Here is a 17,090-nt window from a genome sequence, read left to right as displayed (position 1 = left end):
GTATTTATAACTCCTCCAAATTTTTGGAGGAGTTTTTTATTTAAAACGTCAATTCTATTCCTTCAAGTTTTAAAAGCGCCGCTTTTCTATCGACACCACCAGCATAACCAGTAAGCGAAAGGTTTTTGCCAATTACTCTGTGACAAGGAACCACCAAGCATAATTTATTTCTAGAATTGGCATTGGCAACTGCTCTTACCGATTTTGGACGTTTCATAGCATCGGCTTGAGATTGATAACTTCTGTACTTTCCAAAACTAATGTTCTGTAATTCTTCCCAAACCTTTTTCTGAAAATCTGTACCCGTAAATTCTACAGGAACGGTAAATTTTGTCAATTTTCCTTTGAAATATTGGCTCAATTCCTTTTCCAGAAGTTTTAAAACCCTGTTATTGGATGTTTTGATGACGCCATAACCTTGCGAAATTTCTTCCATGTGCTTTTCGAAATATTTAGAATCTTCAAAATCGAGGAGAAGCAAGGCGTTTTGATTGGCAAAAGCTATCATTTTACCCAGAGGAGTTTCGTATGATTTGGTGTACAGCATATTCATAATGAATGAGTTTTCAACAAATTTAGGAAGAATTTTTGCGAAAAGAGGGTTTAATTTTTAAAATACTTTTTCATTTCATCAATTTGAGATTCATTTTTTGTGAGAATATGTTTTTAATCAGTAATTCTTTTGAAAAAAACTATTGAAGTCTTATTTAGAATTAAAATAAATAAAGTATATTTGCTCCTCAATTAATTATAGAAATCTTGCAGACAAATATTTCAAATAAATTGTGCTGTTTTCCTCGAAATAAAAAGGGGAAAATCAAAGGTTATGATAACGAAAACTTGCAGATGCCCAATAAGATTATCGAAATGGGATTATTGCCAGAAACATCATTCGTGATCTTACATCAAGCGCCTTTTAGCGGTCCTCTGTACATAGAATATGGGGAAGAAAAAACGAGAGTTGCTCTTCGTGAAGAAGAAGCGAGATTTATTTTCGTAGAACCAGAAAATTAAACCAAAATTTCTACTGAAATTTGGAAAATTATATGCCGAACTCAGCAAAAAAACAAAAACACATCCTTTTGGTTGGCAATCCCAATGTTGGGAAATCTACCCTCTTCAATTTGCTTTGTAACAAAAATCAAAAAACAGGTAATTATGCAGGTGTTACCGTTGCTTCGCACGAAGGAACTTACCTATACAAAGACGAAGAAGTAGAAATTGTAGATTTGCCAGGTTCTTACAGCATTTATCCCACTTCTGAAGACGAAGCTATTTTCACCAAATATTTGATTGAAGAGCAAGAAAAATACAGCGGTGTTATTTACATTGCAGACGCGCTGAACCTCAAAAGAAGCTTACTGCTTTATCAGCAAATCAAAGATTTGGGAATTCCTGTTTTGATGGTGATTAACCAAGTAGATTTGGCGGAGAAAAGAGGTTTACACATCGATTCTAAAAAACTGAGCGAACTTCTAGGTCAAAATATTCTAGAATCCAATGCCAAAAAGAATATTGGGATTGATGAAATAAGAGAATCAATTTTTAAAGATGAATTTTCGGTTTCGGATAAGCCTTATTTTGATATTCCTTCAGAAAATTTAGGATTGGTTTTCAAGATTTCAAGACAAATCGAAGAGAATAATTTCTATAAAGTTTGGACACTTATTGCTGCAGATACTTATTTGGGCAAATTAGAAAGTGTAAAAACACAACTGAATCAAGAAGACAGAAAATGTATGGTTCCGAAGCGTTTACAAGTGCAGGAAACCATTAGAAGATACCAACAAATTGACGGAATTATCTCTCAAACCATTTCTAAAAAACCTCAATTCAAGGAACTTCTCACCGAAAAATTAGACAAAGTTTTAGTTCATCCTATTTTAGGATATTTGGTTTTTGGAATTATTTTACTTACCATTTTCCAAAGTGTGTTTTTCATCGCAGAATATCCTATGAATTGGATTGATGCCGCTTTTGCTTGGCTATCAGAAACTTCTAGAACTTGGCTTCCAGAAGGTCCATTGAATTCATTAATTTCTGACGGAATTATCCCAGGAATTGGCGGAATTGTGATTTTTGCCCCACAAATTGGGATTCTTTTATATTTCTTGTATTTATTAGAAGATTCTGGTTATATGGCAAGAGTTATTTTCTTGATGGACAGATTCTTACGACCGTTTGGTTTAAACGGGAAAAGTATTGTTCCGCTCGTTTCGGGAACAGCTTGCGCCATTCCTGCAATCATGAGTACCAGAAACATCGAAAACGTAAAAGAGCGACTCATCACGATTCTCATTACGCCTTTTATGACGTGTTCTGCAAGACTTCCGGTTTACAGTATCATTATTGCGCTTATTTTTACTGATGGAACTTTCTTTGGTGTAAAATATAAAGCGATTGCGCTTCTGGGAATGTATTTCTTAGGATTTGCGACTTCGCTTTTAGCCGCATTTATTTTAAAATATTTCATTAAAAATAAAGGAAAAACCTTCTTGGTAATGGATTTGCCGACTTATAAAATGCCACTTTGGAAATATGATTTCAAATTGGTTTTGGGCAAAGTTGGGGAATTTATTACAGGTGCTGGAAAAATCATTTTGGCGGTAAGTGTAATTCTTTGGTTTTTAAGTTATTTCGGACCGAAAGATGATTTCCATATTTTAGAACATCATTCAGATGTAAAACTGGAAAATTCTTATTTGGCTAAAATCGGGAAGCAAATGGAACCTGTGATTTCACCATTGGGTTACGATTGGAAAATGGGAGTAGGAATTCTCACCAGTTTTGCAGCGAGAGAAGTGTTTGTTGGCACAATGTCAACGCTTTATAGCCTTGATGATGATGCTCCAGAAAAATCTGTTATTGAAAAAATGAGAAGTGATGTAAAACCGAATGGCGAGAAAGTATTCAGTTTTGCAACAGGACTTTCCATACTTATATTCTACGCTTTTGCGATGCAATGTATTTCTACGATTGCTGTAGTCTACAGAGAAACAAAATCTTGGAAATGGACGGCGATTCAATTGATTTTCATGTCTGGTTTAGCTTATCTAGCTTCCATGTTGGTTTACCAATTTTTCAAATAAAAAAACTGCTTTTAAAAGCAGTTTTTCATTTTATTCAGCTACGAAAACGCGTTTCGCCAATTCCTGATCAAAAAGATACAAAGCAGAAGGATTGTCTTTCACCATTTTAATTTTCGAAATCAATTGAGAAGCATTGGCTTCTTCTTCTACCTGTTCATTCACGAACCATTGTAAGAAAGCAGCAGTAGAGTAATCTCCTGCGTCATTAGCAGCTTTTACAATGTCAAAAATACTTTTGGTTACTAATTTTTCGTGCTCTAATGCTTTTTCAAAAATTTCTAAAGCATCTTTGAAATCATGAGGAGGTTGTTTTACTTCTTGTAGCACAATTTTTCCACCGATATCGTTCAAATAATCAAAGAATTTTTCTGAATGCATCAGTTCTTCTTTAGATTGAACTCTGAAATAATTGGCAATTCCGTCTAAATCTTGTTCTAAAAACCAAGCGCTCATGGATAGATACAATTGCGCCGCATATTGTTCTTTTGCAATTTGCTGATTCAGCAAATCAAATATATAATCTCTGTTCATAATAAATGAATTTATTCAAAGATAAGAAAGAAATCTGATTTAGTTTTAAGAAATTTTATCTCTTCCTGGGCATTTTTTACATCTTTTCCCTTTCTTAAATTTCTTGCAACATTTCTTTTTACCACAATATTGTTCGTAGTTTTTGCTCTCCAAAGTTGGAACAACAAGATTGAAATAAGGGTTAGTTCTGAAATCCATGAGACAAAATTAATCTTTATTTAGAATAGTTCAAAATAATTATGTAATTTTGTCATAAGATTTTTGTCATGGAAAGTTTAGTCCTTCAATACGTTATCATCTTTGCAGCTTTATTAGCGGCATCTTATTCTATTTATAAAATCATCAAAAAAACTTTTTCTCCAAAAAAATTCGATAGTAAAAGAACGCATTGCGACAAAGATTGCGGCTGTTCTTAATATTTAAAAAAATATGGGTTGTGCTTCTTATTAAAAAAAGACTGATAATTAATTGAAACGCAAAGGCGCAAATCAAATTAATTAACAAATACTGAATTAATAAGGCACAAGAAAATCAGAGATTTTCAATTTTTTAACGAAGTTAAATTTTGCGTCTTAAAAACATAAAATATTAAAAATTAGTGATTTGCGCCTTTGCGTTAAAATCCTAAATATACAAATGACTAAAATTACCGAATTCTATAAATAGGATATTGATTTACAGAACCTTCGTAATATTCAGAATTTTTATAAACCCAATCTAATTGCGCTGCTCCATCTTCTGCAAATTTAGCATCTGAAGCTTTTTTCAGTTCAATGGCTGTTTTTAACGCTTTGTTGGTTTTTAATAATTCGGCGGCAGTATCTTCGAAAACGTAGTCAGAAAAATACTCTTTTTGCCCCAAAATTCCATCGAAAAAATTCCAGTTGAAATAAGAGTCTACTGCTTCTGGTTCCAGCGTTTCTAAAAGGAATTTAACGCCAGATTGTTTTGTGGAAACCAAATAATCTCCTTTTCTGAATTTTTTGGTCTTTAATTCTGATGAAACTTGAGTATCGAAATGCAAGTAATGACCTTCGTAAGGATTTTTTACGGTTTTAAAATCTACGATTTTATAAGACTCAACTTTGATCAACGAATCAGATTGTAATTCTTTGAATTGGATTTGATTGCGTTTTAAATTTTCTATGATTTTTCCTTCAGATTTCGGGATTACATAATAACTTGGTATTGTAATTTCTTTGTCTGATTTATAGGTGTCAAAAAATTTCACTTTTCTGGTGAAAGGCTTATTTCTGTCGTAGAAAAGTCTTGGTTTTCCTGAAATTTCGCTTGGTTTTTTCCCAGCTTCATAACCTTTGAAATCAATAAAACTGTATTTGGTGCTGTCTAATTTCCAACGAATTGCATATTTTTTATTTGGTAAATAATTGGTCAATTCTTCCATCATTTTTTTAGAAATTTCTTTGTAGTTTTCGTCTACAAAATTGATGGAGTGTCTCATGTATTCATACGTTGCTTTTACGCGGTCTTGGTAAGGTTTTAGCATGTGCGTTTCTGCCACTGTTCCCGGAATGTTGAAAAGGGTAGTGTAACCCGTTGCGTAGCGTGGAGAATCCATGAACGCTGGGAAACCTTCATCGGGAGAATCTCCGTGAATATTGACATAAGGAACGTTCAAAATTTTAGATTTCTCCATATTTTGAATCAATTTCGGTTGCATTTCTTGATGAAAATACGTTCCGAGATAATTTCCTAATCTTTCTTTGTTGGTAGAAATATAGGTAAAAGTGTACTGATAATCTGCGCCGTTACTTACATGATTATCAATGAAATAAATAGGTTTTAGCCAATGAAAAATCTCTTGAAAAGCTTTGGCGTTTTCTGTATCATTTTTGATGAAATCTCTGTTCAAATCAAAATTTCTGGCATTCCCACGAAAACCGTGTTCTTCTGGTCCGTTTTGGTTGGCTCGTGAGAATTTTCCTCTTCTCAACATTCCCGAAATGTTGTATGCTTCAATAGCGGCAACTTTGGTATTTTGTGGAACTTTTATTTTTCCTAAAGCTAAATCTCGCATCAGCATCATGGTTGCATCAATTCCGTCTGGTTCACCAGGATGAATGCCGTTATTGATGAGAATTACAGGATTTTGAAATTCAAATTTTTTAGTTTTAGAAATATTGAAAATCACCACTCTAATTGGTTCTCCGTTGTCATCTTTTCCTTTTTCAACAACAGAAATACTTTCGAAATTTTTATCTAAATCATCATAGAATTTCACCATTTCTTCATATGTGGCGGTTTGATTTCCGTTGCCTTTTTCGTAAGGTGTTTTGAAATCTTGAGCAAAAGAAAATACGGTTTGAACGAGAAAAAGTAGTGTGATTTTTTTCATTGAGAGGAAATTTTAAACGAAGATATTAATTTTATATCTTTGATAAAACTATAAAATGAAAACATTCTACCTTCTTTTCGTTTCTTTATTTATCATCAGTTGCAAAGAAAAAACTTTTGCAGATGATATTACTTTGGTTTATCCAAAAAATACCAAAATGAAAATTCAGGAATTTAATGAGTGTATTGGAGAAAGTGGAAGTGGAATAATTTATATTGGCAAAGAAAAAAAAGATATTCCTTTGAAATATTTGGAATCAATGATTCCCGCTCCACCTCCGCCGCCTTCTTTTGAAAAAAAAGAAATTGACTCTACAAAAGAAAAAATTTTTAGAGATTTCTTCTACTCTGATTCTAAAATTATAAAAAGTATTGGAAAACCTGTGAAATTTGATTCTTTGACGAATAAAGACATTCAAATTGTAGTAAAAAACAAAGATATTATTCCTAAATATGCATACAATTTTGAAACGAATCAATTAAAAAAATACAAAGCTTTTCCCGTTTTTATAAAAAATATATCTGGAAGAAATCTTCGACTTCCAGAATTAAAAAATTTACCATTCGCTTTTTTAAATAAAAATAAAAAATGGCAAATTATATGGAACGATAATGCTTTTGTCTGTGGTGACAGTCGTTGGAATTATCATTATTGGGATTTCAAACCAAATGATATTATAATTATGGCTGTTAATTATTTTGATGGAAAAGAAACTGGCAAATTCAAAGTTGAATTTTTCGACCAAACATCTTCAATTCCTTTTGAGATGAATTATAAAAAAGAGCTAATTAAAGACCAAAGAAAATATCTTGAAGTGAAATAAAAAAATCCACAGAATTTTCTGTGGATTTTATTTATCTTGATTCTTGGATCTAAAATCTTGAATCTATTTTATTTAATCATTCAATTTCAAAACTGCCATAAATGCAGATTGTGGAACTTCGACTCTACCAATTTGCTTCATCTTTTTCTTACCTTCTTTCTGCTTTTCTAGGAGTTTACGTTTTCTGGAAATATCACCACCATAACATTTTGCGGTAACGTCTTTTCTCAGAGCTTTTACATTTTCACGGGCAATAACTTTTGCACCAAGAGCAGCCTGAATCGCAATATCAAACTGTTGACGAGGAATCAATTCTCTTAGTTTTTCGCACATTTTTTTACCAATGTAATACGCGTTGCTGTCGTGAATTAACGAAGAAAGTGCATCTACCATATCTCCATTAATTAAAATGTCCATTTTCACCAATTTTGAAGCTCTAAAACCAATTGGATGGTAATCAAAACTTGCATAACCTTTAGAAATTGATTTTAATCTGTCATAAAAATCAAAAACAACTTCTGACAAAGGCATGTTAAATACCAATTCTACACGGTCTGAAGTCAAATAAGATTGGTTTACAATTTCGCCACGTTTTTCGATACAAAGCGTCATTACAGCACCCACAAAATCAGATTTTGTAATAATGGTAGCTTTGATGTAAGGTTCTTCTACACGATCAAGAGCGATTGGATCCATCATTTCAGACGGGTTATTAATCAAAATCGGAACATTCGGTTCTTTTTTAGAATAACCATAGTAAGAAACGTTAGGAACCGTCGTAATTACGTTCATGTTGAACTCTCTATCTAGACGTTCCTGTACAATTTCCATGTGAAGCATTCCTAAGAAACCACAACGGAAACCGAATCCAAGTGCCGCAGAACTTTCTGGCTCGAAAACCAAAGAAGCATCATTCAGCCTTAATTTTTCTAGAGAAAATCTTAATTCTTCAAAATCTTCTGATTCAATAGGATAAATTCCCGCGAAAACCATTGGTTTTACATCTTCGAAACCGTCAATTGCTTCGGTTGCAGGATTTGCCATAGAAGTAATGGTGTCACCTACTTTTACTTCTCTAGCATCTTTAATCCCAGAAATAATATAGCCTACATCTCCGCATTTGATTTCAGATTTTGGAGCTTGTTTTAGTTTTAGCGTTCCTACTTCATCTGCTTCATAGACTTTATCCGTTGCCATGAATTTTACTTTCTCTCCTTTAGAAATTTTACCGTTTACTACTTTAAAGTAAGCTTCAATTCCACGGAAAGGATTGTAAACAGAGTCAAAAATCAGAGCTTGAAGCGGCGCATTTTCGTCACCTTTTGGCGCAGGAATTCTTTCTACAATTTGTTCAAGCAATTCATGAACACCAGCTCCTGTTTTCCCAGAAACACGCAAAACATCTTCTGGTTTACAACCCAAAAGATTTACGATTTCATCTGTAACTTCTTCTGGATTAGCAGAAGGTAAGTCTATTTTATTCAAGATTGGAATAATTTCCAAATCGTTTTCTAGCGCTAAATATAAATTACTAATTGTCTGTGCTTGAATGCTTTGTGCGGCGTCTACAATCAGAAGTGCACCTTCACAAGCAGCGATAGAACGAGAAACTTCGTAAGAAAAATCTACGTGTCCCGGTGTATCGATCAGGTTGAGAATATATTTTTCGCCTTTATATTCATAATCCATTTGAATGGCGTGAGATTTTATGGTAATTCCACGCTCTTTTTCCAAATCCATATCGTCAAGAGTTTGCGATTGCAACTCTCTTTGAGAAACCGTATTGGTATATTCTAAAAGTCTGTCAGCAAGGGTAGATTTCCCGTGGTCGATATGTGCGATTATGCAAAAATTTCTAATGTTCTTCATTCTTCTTTTTCAATGATTTGCAAAGATATTGATTTTAAGGTAAAATCCTAAAAATAAAAAACTCCGAATTGATTTTCGGAGTATATTTTAAAGATTTTAAGGATTTGGCATCGGTTCGCGGCCTTTTGGTGGCCCCATTTTTTGTCTGCGTTCCATAAATTTTTCGCGCATTCTTCCTTCTTGATTAAAAAGTTTCAGCACTTGTTGAGGTGTTAAAATTTTGAGAAACTTATCAGCATAGACTTTTCGGTTGTTGAGCAGTTGTTGACCTAAGTCAAAGCTTTGGTTCAGCATTTTCTTGGCTTCTGCATCAGAAAGGTTTTCTTGAGAGAAATCTGCTCTGAATTTATTTTTGATGGTTTTTTGACTTTCTAGATATTCCTTGAGAAGGGATTTAAAAGCTTCTTGTTTTTCGGCAGGGACTTGTAAGTTTTTGATGGCCATCATGGTAGCGGCATCTTCCATCAATTGTTTTCTTTGCTCAGGAGACATTTGTCTGATGTATTCTCTGCGCTGTTCTGGTGTCATTTCTCTAAAATTTGGCTTTTCTTGAGCTTTAAAACTCATAAAGGTTCCAAAAAATAGAAGGATATAAATAAAATTTTTCATAATAGATTTAGTTATAAAGGTCTAAATAGATGTCGTGACTGGTATTTTTTGATAATTCTGCCAATTCTTCTTGAGTCAAAGAATTAAGAAGTTGCTCATAATTTTCATCAGTGTTTTTAGAATTCACAATCTGTTCTGTAATTTCTGGGTTTGGGGTATGAGCAACTTCACTATTGTTTCCTTTGGCAATATTTTGTGATGAATTTTGGGTGTTATTTTGTTCTGGTTTTGGCTGTGTAGTTTCTACTTTGGTTATGGATTGCACTGAATCTTGACTTGGTTTAGAAAATTCTGTTTGGTTGGTTTTCCATAAGAAAGTAAAGCCAAAAATTAATGCTAAAGCGGCAGCAATAGAAGTCACCATAGAAAAATTGATTTTAAAAATCTTCGGTTGATGTTCTTTTTTTCTTACTGTTTTATTAAGCACGTTTTCCTGCATTTCCTCGAAGGTGTTTTCGGGAATTTTGTAGGGAATTTTTTTAGCTAATTGTTCTATATTAAAATCTTTCATTTTCTAAAATTTTTAAATTTTCTTATGATTCGTAGTTTTCTCTGATGTAGTTTTCTATTTTTTCTTTGGCGTAGTGGTAATTGGTTTTGCAAGTACTTACGCTCATTTCTAGAATATTACTTATTTCTTCGAAAGGCAATTCGTCATAATATCTAATATTGAAAACTAATTTTTGTTTTTCTGGCAATGTTTGAATGGCTTTCTGCAATAAAACTTGAATTTCTTCTGCGTCATGTTCTGCATTTTGGGCGACTAGGTTTTGCATGTAATACTCTGCATCTTCGTCTGTTTTTTGCATTTTTTTCAATTTTGCCAATTGCTGAAGCGCTTCATTGGTAGCGATTCTGTAGAGCCAAGTGTACAATTTGCTGTCTTGCTTGAATTGCCCAAAATTGTTATATGCCTTAATAAAAGTGTCTTGCAACACATCTTGCGCAAGATCATGTTGCACAATTAACCTTCTGATATGCCAATAAAGCCGACTTTGGTAGGTATCCATCATCGCACGAAGTCCTTTTTCCGAAGAATTGGGCTGTAGCATCAAGCTGATGATTTCGTCGTCTTTACACTTCATAATTTAGTTTTCAATGGTTTGATTGTTCTTTTTAAGGAAAGTTAAATTTAAAAATAAAAAATTACAAAAGTTTATAAAATAAAAAAACCATCCCGAATATTCGGAATGGTTTTATATGTAGAAAAAAGATTCTCTAATTATTCTGCTGCAGGAGCTTCTGCTTCTGGAGCAGCATCAGTTGCTACTTCTTCTTCATCTTCATCATCTTCTACCATTGCACCAGCATTTTTCATAGCATTTCTAGACATCTTCACAGCAGCTACTACTGCGTTATCTGGATGTAAGAAAGTGTATTGATCGTTTTTGATGTCACCAACATATAATTTGTTACCAATTCTAAGTGGAGTAACATCTACTACGATTTCGTCTGGTAAGTTAGCAGGAATAGCTTTCAATCTTAATTTTCTGAAAGATTGTCTTAAAACACCACCCGCTAAAACACCTTTTGCACGACCGGTAATTCTTACAGGAACTTCCATAACTACTGGTTTATCAGCGCTTAATTGATAGAAGTCTGCGTGAAGAATTTTGTCTGTAATTGGGTGAAATTGGATGTCTTGTAAAACAGCATCAATTTTTTGACCATCTAGCTCAATTACTACCGTGTGTGCATCTGGAGTGTAAACCAAGTCTTTGAAAGATTTCTCAGTAGAAGAGAAATTGATTGGTTGCTCACCTCCATAAACAACACAAGGAACTAATTCAGCATCACGTAGAGCTTTGGTAGACTTTTTGCCCACGCTTTCTCTTTTTGTACCTTGAATTGTAATAGATTTCATTTAAAAAATATTTAAGTGTGTTAAATTTTTCAGGCTGCAAATATAGTGAAAAAAATTATATAATAAACTTATCGCTAATTGATTTGTGCTCGTGTACCATTTTCATTACGTCTGCAAAAAGCGCTGCACAAGATAAAACCTTGATTTTAGAAGAAAGCTCTGATTTTACTGGAATCGTATCAGTTACAATAACTTCGCTAATCTGTGAGTTTTCTATATTTTCATAAGCTTTACCAGAAAGAACAGCGTGTGTTGCCATAGCTCTTACTGATTTTGCTCCGTTTTTCATTAGAATTTCTGCTGCTTTGCAAAGTGTTCCAGCTGTGTCTATCATATCATCAATGAGGATCACGTTTCTGTCTTTTACATCACCAATCAAGAACATTTCTTCTACTACATTTGCTTTTTTTCTTTCTTTATAAGCAATTACTACTTCTGCACTTAGGTATCCTGCGTAATTTTTCGCTCTTTTTGCGCCACCCATGTCTGGTGAAGCAATGGTAAGATTGTCTAAGTTTAAAGACTTAATGTGGTCTACAAAGATGGTAGAAGCATAAAGATGGTCTACAGGAATTTCGAAGAAACCTTGAATTTGGTCTGCGTGTAAATCAATAGTCATGATTCTTGTAGCGCCTGCTGCAGTTAAAAGATTAGCAACTAATTTTGCTCCGATTGGTGCTCTAGGCTTATCTTTTCTGTCTTGTCTAGCTAATCCAAAATATGGAATCACTACGGTAATACTCTTTGCTGATGCTCTTTTTGCTGCATCAATCATTAAAAGAAGTTCTAGAAGATTGTCTGCTGGTGGAAAGGTAGAGCCGATAAGAAAAACTCTTCCTCCTCTTACAGATTGATCTAATACGGGTTCGAATTCCCCGTCACTAAATTCTTGGAAATTAATTTTTCCTAATTCTTGCCCATAATGATTAGCGATTTTTTCTGCTAAATCTCGACTTGTTCTGGTGCAAAACAAATAGGTTGCTTGATCAGCCATTTTTACTTTTTTTGGTTTGGCAAATTTAAAAAAAATAAAACCACCTGAAAAATATCAGGTGGCTTTTATAAAAATTATTTTTTTATTTTCACTATTTTGGGAAAGTTACCCCCGAATAAGCATTAATATCAACAAAAGGAAGTGTAGAATAAAAAGTATTGTTTATTGCCGCAATAAAAGTATTAGCAATAATTGCATATCCTCTTCCATTTGGGTGAACGCCATCTAGAGAAAAAGTACCTCCTGTTACAAATGATGCAGTATATTTTACTCCATTGTATTGGATACCAGAAGTGTTTCCTAGTTCTTTCATTTTTGAGTTTGCATCTACTAATGCAAGTCCATATGTAGTAGCTAAACTTGAAATAGAAGCATTATAAGCATCTGTAGCAGCGATTACTTTAGCAGCTTCTTTTTCGGTTAATACATATTTATCAGCAAGTGGAGTTGCTGTTCCTCCTTTAATTGTTGTATCTCTTAACAATGTTAATGCTGGTAAAAGAATTATATCTTTAGCAGTAGTCTGTCTAAGAGAAGGTAGGTTATATGCAGATAAGTTTGTGAGGTCTTTATCTACTATAACAGCTCCATTTACTCCATTTTCAGAAAACTTAATAAGCCTAGCATTGTATTCCGCAGCAGTTATTGCTCCAAGGTTCTTAAGCGTAAGTAAGCCTCCATTGTAAGTTGCATAAGCTGCATTTAATTGTGACACTTGTGGAGCTGTTAGTCCAGCAATAGGAGTTGCAGGTACAGTTGTGAAGTAAGGTATTGAAGTAACATACGGAATGTTTGCAATAGCGCCTTTAGATGTAGTATTTGCTGTTTTTAAACTTGTAATGACTGTTTTAATAACATTTGCTACAACGTTAGGATCAGAAATATCATTAGAGCCATAAGTTGATGGGTCTAAATTTCCCTTTTGATCTACTCCAGAACCTCCAGAAGTTGCATAAGAAAGAACGTCATTATTACCAATCCATAATGTATAGAAACTTGGTTTCTGAGCTGCAGCATCAGCTAAAACGGTTGTAGAAGCCGATGTGGCAAATCTTACAAAGTAAGGATTAGCTTTTCCTGTAGCTAAATTAGCAGCGCTACCATATCCTGGAGTTACTAAATGAAAAGATTTAGCACCCGGAACCCCCATGTTGTTAAAATATTTTCCAGCCCCTCCAATAACATCCAAATTTGCGCCTGGAGCTGAAGGTGTAGGTGAAAGAGTTGGGTTCAGAGTAAGTTTTCCATAAAAATCTGTATTTCCAGAAAGTGCAAACAAATCTGTAAATCCGCCCATATTATTTGGCATAAGAGGTTGAGTGAAGGTTTGAGTACCTCCTGCGAGAGCCATTTGTTTAGCAAGCATAGAAGGGAATGATTCTTTTTGACCATCTAAATATAGTGCTCCATCTCTGTAGCCAGAAGTTAAAGAGTTCCCAATAGATACAAAAGTTTTGAAGTCTGCATTTCCGGTTGAAACGGTCATGTTATTTACGTCTCTTTCGAAATCTGTATTACAGCTTACTAATGTTAAAGCTGAAATTGCGAAAGCTGATAATATTATTTTTTTCATAATTTTTAAATTAAAATGCATTGTAAGTGAAACCTAAACCAAGATACATTGCTTTAGCTTTAGCTTGTCCTTTGAAGCTTAAGTAATCGTTGTTTACTTTTCTTGCTTCTGGGAATGATAAAGCGGCTGCTAAATCCACTCCTAACTTTCCAAATTTATATCCAAGACCAGCTGTAAATACGCTTGCGTCAAAAGATGGAGTTTCTGGGATGAAATATTTGTCTTCATATGGAGATTCATCAAAATAGTATCCTAATCTACCTGCTAATTTATCCGTTAGCATATATTGTGTACCAATTCTAAATGTTTTAGCATTTTTGAAGTTTTTAGGAGATACTAAAACCGTTTTATCTGCTTGGTTTCCAACTTGAGCATTTTCGAAGTCTAGCGTTAATTTGCTATATCTTTCCCAGCCGTGGTAGTTGAAATCAGCTGAAACTAACCATTTTGGTGTGATTCTATAAGTAAGACCTATTATGTACTCGTCTACTAGTGGTAGTTCTGCGGTAAATGCATCTTGACCATCTGCTCCTACATTTAATTGAGGAGATGTAAGTACAGCTTCTGGTACTCCTGTAAATGTGGCAACTCCATTTTCTGCTTTCATGATAACAGCTGAACGATAAGCAATACTTAAATCTAAATTGGTAGTCGGTTTAAGATAGAAACCTAATCCAAAACCAGAACCTGTTGCTTTTTCGTCATTTATATTAAATGTTCCTCCTAGGTTGGTAACCGCTTTATCCCAATCTACCATACCTTTTGCATAGATGTAACTTACACCGATAGAAGCCCAATCATTAAATTTATAAGAAACCATAGGTTGGAAATAGAAGCTTTTCAATTCCATTTTTTGAACGATTTCTCTACCAGTCCAATCATCTGCCCATTTTACTGTACTTCCGAATGGTGTAGTAACACTTAAACCTACAGAAACATTATTTGTAACTTTATATGCAATTGCTGCATATAGTGGTGTTCCCAAAGGGTTTTCTGTTTTGTAAGATTGTAAAGTTTCTAGACTTTGGTATTCTACTTCAGTAATTGCACCAAAACCACCCACTGCAACACTCAATTTGTTAGGAATAAAAGAGATACCTGCAGGGTTAAAAAAAGCTACACTCGCATCTTCAGTATGCGCGCTAGTGTGAGCCATTGCAAGCTGTTTTACACCTTGTAATGATACTCTAAAACCTCCTGCGTAAGAAAATACGCCAGCTAAAAGAGCTGTAGTTATTAAAATTCTTTTCATGTTAATTAATAATTATTGCGCCAAATATAGAATTTATTTATATATAAATGTTAAAATTATATTAAAAAAATTAAACAAAAATTAAATTTAATTTATTTTTTATAATTTTTTATTTGAATTGAAAAAAATAAATAATTGATTATCAAATATTTGAAAAACTATTCAAAAAGAATTATTAAACGATTGTTTAATTAAAATACTATTAAACAATAATTATGTATTGCATGTAAAGCTTAAAAAATAAAATATGAATAATTTAATAATATTACATAATGTTTATTAATATTGTGTAAAAATATTAGTTTTATATAAAAATATGATAATTTAGACTTCCTGATGATAGACTTATTGTTTTATGATACATTGTTTAAAAATTATACTAAATTTGCAAGAATTAAAATATTATTATGAGTTGTGGATGTAATTCATCCGGAGATTCTAAACATTCTTGTGCTACTAAGAGCACTACAGGTTGCGAAAATGTCAATACCTGTGGGAATAGTTATAAATTGAGCGTCTTTGATTGGCTTTCTACCATACAAGCACCTAAACAGAATAAGTGCAATTTTGTAGAAGTAAGATTTAAGAATGATAGAAAATGCTATTACAATAATGTAAACCAGTTGCCACTTCATATTGGGAGCGTAGTTACAGTAGAATCTAATCCGGGTCACGATATAGGTGTAGTAAGTTTAACAGGAGAACTTGTTAAAATTCAGATGAAAAAGAAACATTTTTCTGAAGATGCTGCCCTCAAAATTTATAGAGTCGCTACACAAAAAGATGTAGAGATTTGGCAAGATGCCAGAAAAAAAGAAGACCAAACAAAGATTCAGGCAAGAAAAATTGCTAAAAATCTAGGTTTGGAAATGAAAATCACCGATGTAGAATATCAAGGAGATGGCTCGAAAGCTACTTTTTATTATACCGCAGAAGGGAGAGTAGATTTCCGTCAATTGATTAAAGAATACGCTTCATCTTTCAAAACAAAGATTGATATGAAGCAAATAGGCTATAGACAAGAATCTGCCAAAGTAGGCGGAATAGGTTCTTGTGGTAGAGAATTATGCTGTTCTACTTGGCTTACAGACTTCCGTTCAGTAAATACTAATGCGGCAAGATACCAGCAGTTAAGTATCAATCCGCTAAAATTAGCAGGACAATGTGGTAAATTAAAATGCTGTCTTAACTTTGAATTAGACAGTTATGTAGATGCGTTATCAGATTTCCCTTCTTCTAATACCATCATCGAAACCGAAAAAGGAAGAGCTTTTTGTATTAAAATAGACGTTTTCAAAAAGAAAATGTGGTTTGCTTATGTAGATAATTCTATGGCTTGGTATGATTTAGACGTTGCTGAGGTTAAAAAAATGATGAAAATCAATAGCAAAGGTCAAAAATCTATCCCATTAGAAGAATTGAAAACCTTCACAGGAGCAGATAAAGTGGAAACGGTAGATTTAATTCAGGAGAATAATCTGGATAGGTTTGAGAAAAAGAAACCGAACAAGCATAGAAATAAAAATACAGGAAATAATAGAGCAGAGCAGGTAACCAAAGAGCCAGAAGCTCAAAAAGATAATAATAGACCTGAAAAAACCAATGCTCCTAAAAAGTTTAATAAAAACAAAAAAAGATTTCCTCCAAAAAGAAATAATAATGATTAAATATTTTCAGATATTTTTCGTTTCTATAATGCTTATTTCATGTTCCTATAATAATGAAGTGGTTTCTATGAATGAAGTAAACGGAACTTGGGATAAGAAAAAGGAACTGCTGTTTACTATGAATATAGAAGACACCAGCACTCCTAAAAATATTATATTTGTTGTAAGAAATAATAACGATTATCCTTATAGTAACCTGTTTTTAATTACTTACCTCAAAGCTGAAAATGAGAAAAATTTTAAAATAGATACGCTTAACTACATCATGGCAAAACCTAATGGAGAATGGTTAGGAAAAGGTTTTGGCGAGACTAAAGAAATATTGTTTCAATATAAAAACCAATATAAATTTCCAAAAAAAGGAAAATACATTATTGGGGTAAAACAAGGAATGAGAACCAATAGTCTAGTAGGAATTGAAGATTTGGGCGTAAAATTAGAAAATTCAACACAACCATAATCA

17 protein-coding genes are annotated in these 17,090 nt (G+C 33.3%); 6 read left to right on the top strand and 11 right to left on the bottom strand.

The features are described 5' to 3' along the window. Positions 1–40 precede the first annotated feature (40 nt). Positions 41–553 (bottom strand): methylated-DNA--[protein]-cysteine S-methyltransferase, encoded by a 513-nt coding sequence (locus tag QO190_RS00765; RefSeq protein ID WP_371460787.1) that lies wholly within the window; start codon positions 551–553, stop codon positions 41–43. 206 nt (positions 554–759) lie between these two features. Here QO190_RS00765 and QO190_RS00760 point away from each other — a divergent pair, with 206 nt between their 5' ends. Beyond that, positions 760–1,014, top strand: a complete 255-nt coding sequence (locus QO190_RS00760; RefSeq protein WP_069799908.1) for a FeoA family protein — start codon at positions 760–762, stop codon at positions 1,012–1,014. Positions 1,015–1,046: 32 nt separating this feature from the next. Then, positions 1,047–3,089: a ferrous iron transport protein B gene (gene feoB, locus QO190_RS00755; RefSeq protein WP_371460786.1), complete on the top strand. Its 2,043-nt coding sequence runs from the start codon at positions 1,047–1,049 to the stop codon at positions 3,087–3,089. Between the two features lie 30 nt (positions 3,090–3,119). Here the strand turns inward: feoB and QO190_RS00750 are convergent, their stop codons facing one another. After that, positions 3,120–3,620, bottom strand: coding sequence for a ferritin (locus tag QO190_RS00750; RefSeq protein ID WP_069799912.1), 501 nt, complete (start codon positions 3,618–3,620; stop codon positions 3,120–3,122). Positions 3,621–3,886: 266 nt separating this feature from the next. Here QO190_RS00750 and QO190_RS00745 point away from each other — a divergent pair, with 266 nt between their 5' ends. Then, positions 3,887–4,036, top strand: a complete 150-nt coding sequence (locus QO190_RS00745; RefSeq protein ID WP_371460783.1) for a hypothetical protein — start codon at positions 3,887–3,889, stop codon at positions 4,034–4,036. 230 nt (positions 4,037–4,266) lie between these two features. Here QO190_RS00745 and QO190_RS00740 read toward each other — a convergent pair whose 3' ends face one another. Beyond that, on the bottom strand, positions 4,267–5,976 hold the full coding sequence (locus QO190_RS00740) for a hypothetical protein (protein WP_371460781.1): 1,710 nt from the start codon (positions 5,974–5,976) through the stop codon (positions 4,267–4,269). 55 nt (positions 5,977–6,031) lie between these two features. Between QO190_RS00740 and QO190_RS00735 the strand changes: the two genes are divergently transcribed. After that, positions 6,032–6,799, top strand: a complete 768-nt coding sequence (locus QO190_RS00735; protein WP_371460780.1) for a hypothetical protein — start codon at positions 6,032–6,034, stop codon at positions 6,797–6,799. Between the two features lie 72 nt (positions 6,800–6,871). Here QO190_RS00735 and lepA read toward each other — a convergent pair whose 3' ends face one another. The 8 genes from lepA to QO190_RS00695 form a co-directional block, all read right to left on the bottom strand. Then, positions 6,872–8,668 carry a translation elongation factor 4 gene (gene lepA / locus QO190_RS00730; RefSeq protein ID WP_371460778.1) on the bottom strand — a complete coding sequence of 599 codons (1,797 nt, stop codon included), beginning with the start codon at positions 8,666–8,668 and terminating at the stop codon, positions 6,872–6,874. A gap of 96 nt (positions 8,669–8,764) precedes the next feature. After that, the gene (locus QO190_RS00725; RefSeq protein ID WP_371460777.1) at positions 8,765–9,277 is read right to left on the bottom strand and encodes a hypothetical protein; all 513 of its coding nucleotides are present in this window, start codon (positions 9,275–9,277) and stop codon (positions 8,765–8,767) included. Between the two features lie 7 nt (positions 9,278–9,284). Next, positions 9,285–9,788: a hypothetical protein gene (locus QO190_RS00720; RefSeq protein WP_371460776.1), complete on the bottom strand. Its 504-nt coding sequence runs from the start codon at positions 9,786–9,788 to the stop codon at positions 9,285–9,287. A 22-nt stretch (positions 9,789–9,810) separates the two neighbouring features. Continuing rightward, entirely contained in the window at positions 9,811–10,362 is a 552-nt protein-coding gene (locus QO190_RS00715; protein WP_069799924.1) for an RNA polymerase sigma factor, read from the bottom strand. Between the two features lie 137 nt (positions 10,363–10,499). After that, a complete protein-coding gene (locus tag QO190_RS00710) occupies positions 10,500–11,141 on the bottom strand; it encodes a 50S ribosomal protein L25/general stress protein Ctc (protein WP_213197172.1) in 642 nt (213 codons plus the stop codon). 55 nt (positions 11,142–11,196) lie between these two features. After that, positions 11,197–12,135, bottom strand: a complete 939-nt coding sequence (locus QO190_RS00705; protein ID WP_213190256.1) for a ribose-phosphate pyrophosphokinase — start codon at positions 12,133–12,135, stop codon at positions 11,197–11,199. Positions 12,136–12,226: 91 nt separating this feature from the next. Then, positions 12,227–13,708 carry an SGNH/GDSL hydrolase family protein gene (locus tag QO190_RS00700; protein WP_371460774.1) on the bottom strand — a complete coding sequence of 494 codons (1,482 nt, stop codon included), beginning with the start codon at positions 13,706–13,708 and terminating at the stop codon, positions 12,227–12,229. A 10-nt stretch (positions 13,709–13,718) separates the two neighbouring features. After that, positions 13,719–14,960 carry an OmpP1/FadL family transporter gene (locus QO190_RS00695; protein WP_371460773.1) on the bottom strand — a complete coding sequence of 414 codons (1,242 nt, stop codon included), beginning with the start codon at positions 14,958–14,960 and terminating at the stop codon, positions 13,719–13,721. Between the two features lie 407 nt (positions 14,961–15,367). Between QO190_RS00695 and QO190_RS00690 the strand changes: the two genes are divergently transcribed. Both QO190_RS00690 and QO190_RS00685 read left to right on the top strand, forming a co-directional pair. Continuing rightward, entirely contained in the window at positions 15,368–16,627 is a 1,260-nt protein-coding gene (locus QO190_RS00690; protein WP_371460772.1) for a stage 0 sporulation family protein, read from the top strand. Continuing rightward, positions 16,620–17,087, top strand: coding sequence for a gliding motility lipoprotein GldH (locus QO190_RS00685; RefSeq protein WP_104792984.1), 468 nt, complete (start codon positions 16,620–16,622; stop codon positions 17,085–17,087). The genes QO190_RS00690 and QO190_RS00685 overlap by 8 nt, the downstream gene beginning before the upstream one ends. The last annotated feature ends 3 nt before the right edge of the window (positions 17,088–17,090 follow it).

This window comes from Cloacibacterium sp. Arc13 (assembly GCF_041431305.1).
Lineage (GTDB): Bacteria > Bacteroidota > Bacteroidia > Flavobacteriales > Weeksellaceae > Cloacibacterium > Cloacibacterium caeni_B.
The sequence above is the reverse complement of the archived record's forward strand: the minus strand, read 5'-3'. Positions and strand labels throughout refer to the sequence as shown.

What these genes read in the sequence shown, in the direction of transcription:
- QO190_RS00740 (WP_371460781.1), bottom strand. Translation starts at nt 5,976, where the DNA reads ATGAAAAAAATCACACTACTTTTTCTCGTTCAAACCGTATTTTCTTTT.
- QO190_RS00695 (WP_371460773.1), bottom strand. Translation starts at nt 14,960, where the DNA reads ATGAAAAGAATTTTAATAACTACAGCTCTTTTAGCTGGCGTATTTTCT.
- QO190_RS00735 (WP_371460780.1), top strand. Translation starts at nt 6,032, where the DNA reads ATGAAAACATTCTACCTTCTTTTCGTTTCTTTATTTATCATCAGTTGC.
- QO190_RS00765 (WP_371460787.1), bottom strand. Translation starts at nt 553, where the DNA reads ATGAATATGCTGTACACCAAATCATACGAAACTCCTCTGGGTAAAATG.
- QO190_RS00705 (WP_213190256.1), bottom strand. Translation starts at nt 12,135, where the DNA reads ATGGCTGATCAAGCAACCTATTTGTTTTGCACCAGAACAAGTCGAGAT.
- QO190_RS00725 (WP_371460777.1), bottom strand. Translation starts at nt 9,277, where the DNA reads ATGAAAAATTTTATTTATATCCTTCTATTTTTTGGAACCTTTATGAGT.
- QO190_RS00700 (WP_371460774.1), bottom strand. Translation starts at nt 13,708, where the DNA reads ATGAAAAAAATAATATTATCAGCTTTCGCAATTTCAGCTTTAACATTA.
- QO190_RS00690 (WP_371460772.1), top strand. Translation starts at nt 15,368, where the DNA reads ATGAGTTGTGGATGTAATTCATCCGGAGATTCTAAACATTCTTGTGCT.
- feoB (WP_371460786.1), top strand. Translation starts at nt 1,047, where the DNA reads ATGCCGAACTCAGCAAAAAAACAAAAACACATCCTTTTGGTTGGCAAT.
- lepA (WP_371460778.1), bottom strand. Translation starts at nt 8,668, where the DNA reads ATGAAGAACATTAGAAATTTTTGCATAATCGCACATATCGACCACGGG.
- QO190_RS00685 (WP_104792984.1), top strand. Translation starts at nt 16,620, where the DNA reads ATGATTAAATATTTTCAGATATTTTTCGTTTCTATAATGCTTATTTCA.
- QO190_RS00745 (WP_371460783.1), top strand. Translation starts at nt 3,887, where the DNA reads ATGGAAAGTTTAGTCCTTCAATACGTTATCATCTTTGCAGCTTTATTA.
- QO190_RS00715 (WP_069799924.1), bottom strand. Translation starts at nt 10,362, where the DNA reads ATGAAGTGTAAAGACGACGAAATCATCAGCTTGATGCTACAGCCCAAT.
- QO190_RS00710 (WP_213197172.1), bottom strand. Translation starts at nt 11,141, where the DNA reads ATGAAATCTATTACAATTCAAGGTACAAAAAGAGAAAGCGTGGGCAAA.
- QO190_RS00720 (WP_371460776.1), bottom strand. Translation starts at nt 9,788, where the DNA reads ATGAAAGATTTTAATATAGAACAATTAGCTAAAAAAATTCCCTACAAA.
- QO190_RS00750 (WP_069799912.1), bottom strand. Translation starts at nt 3,620, where the DNA reads ATGAACAGAGATTATATATTTGATTTGCTGAATCAGCAAATTGCAAAA.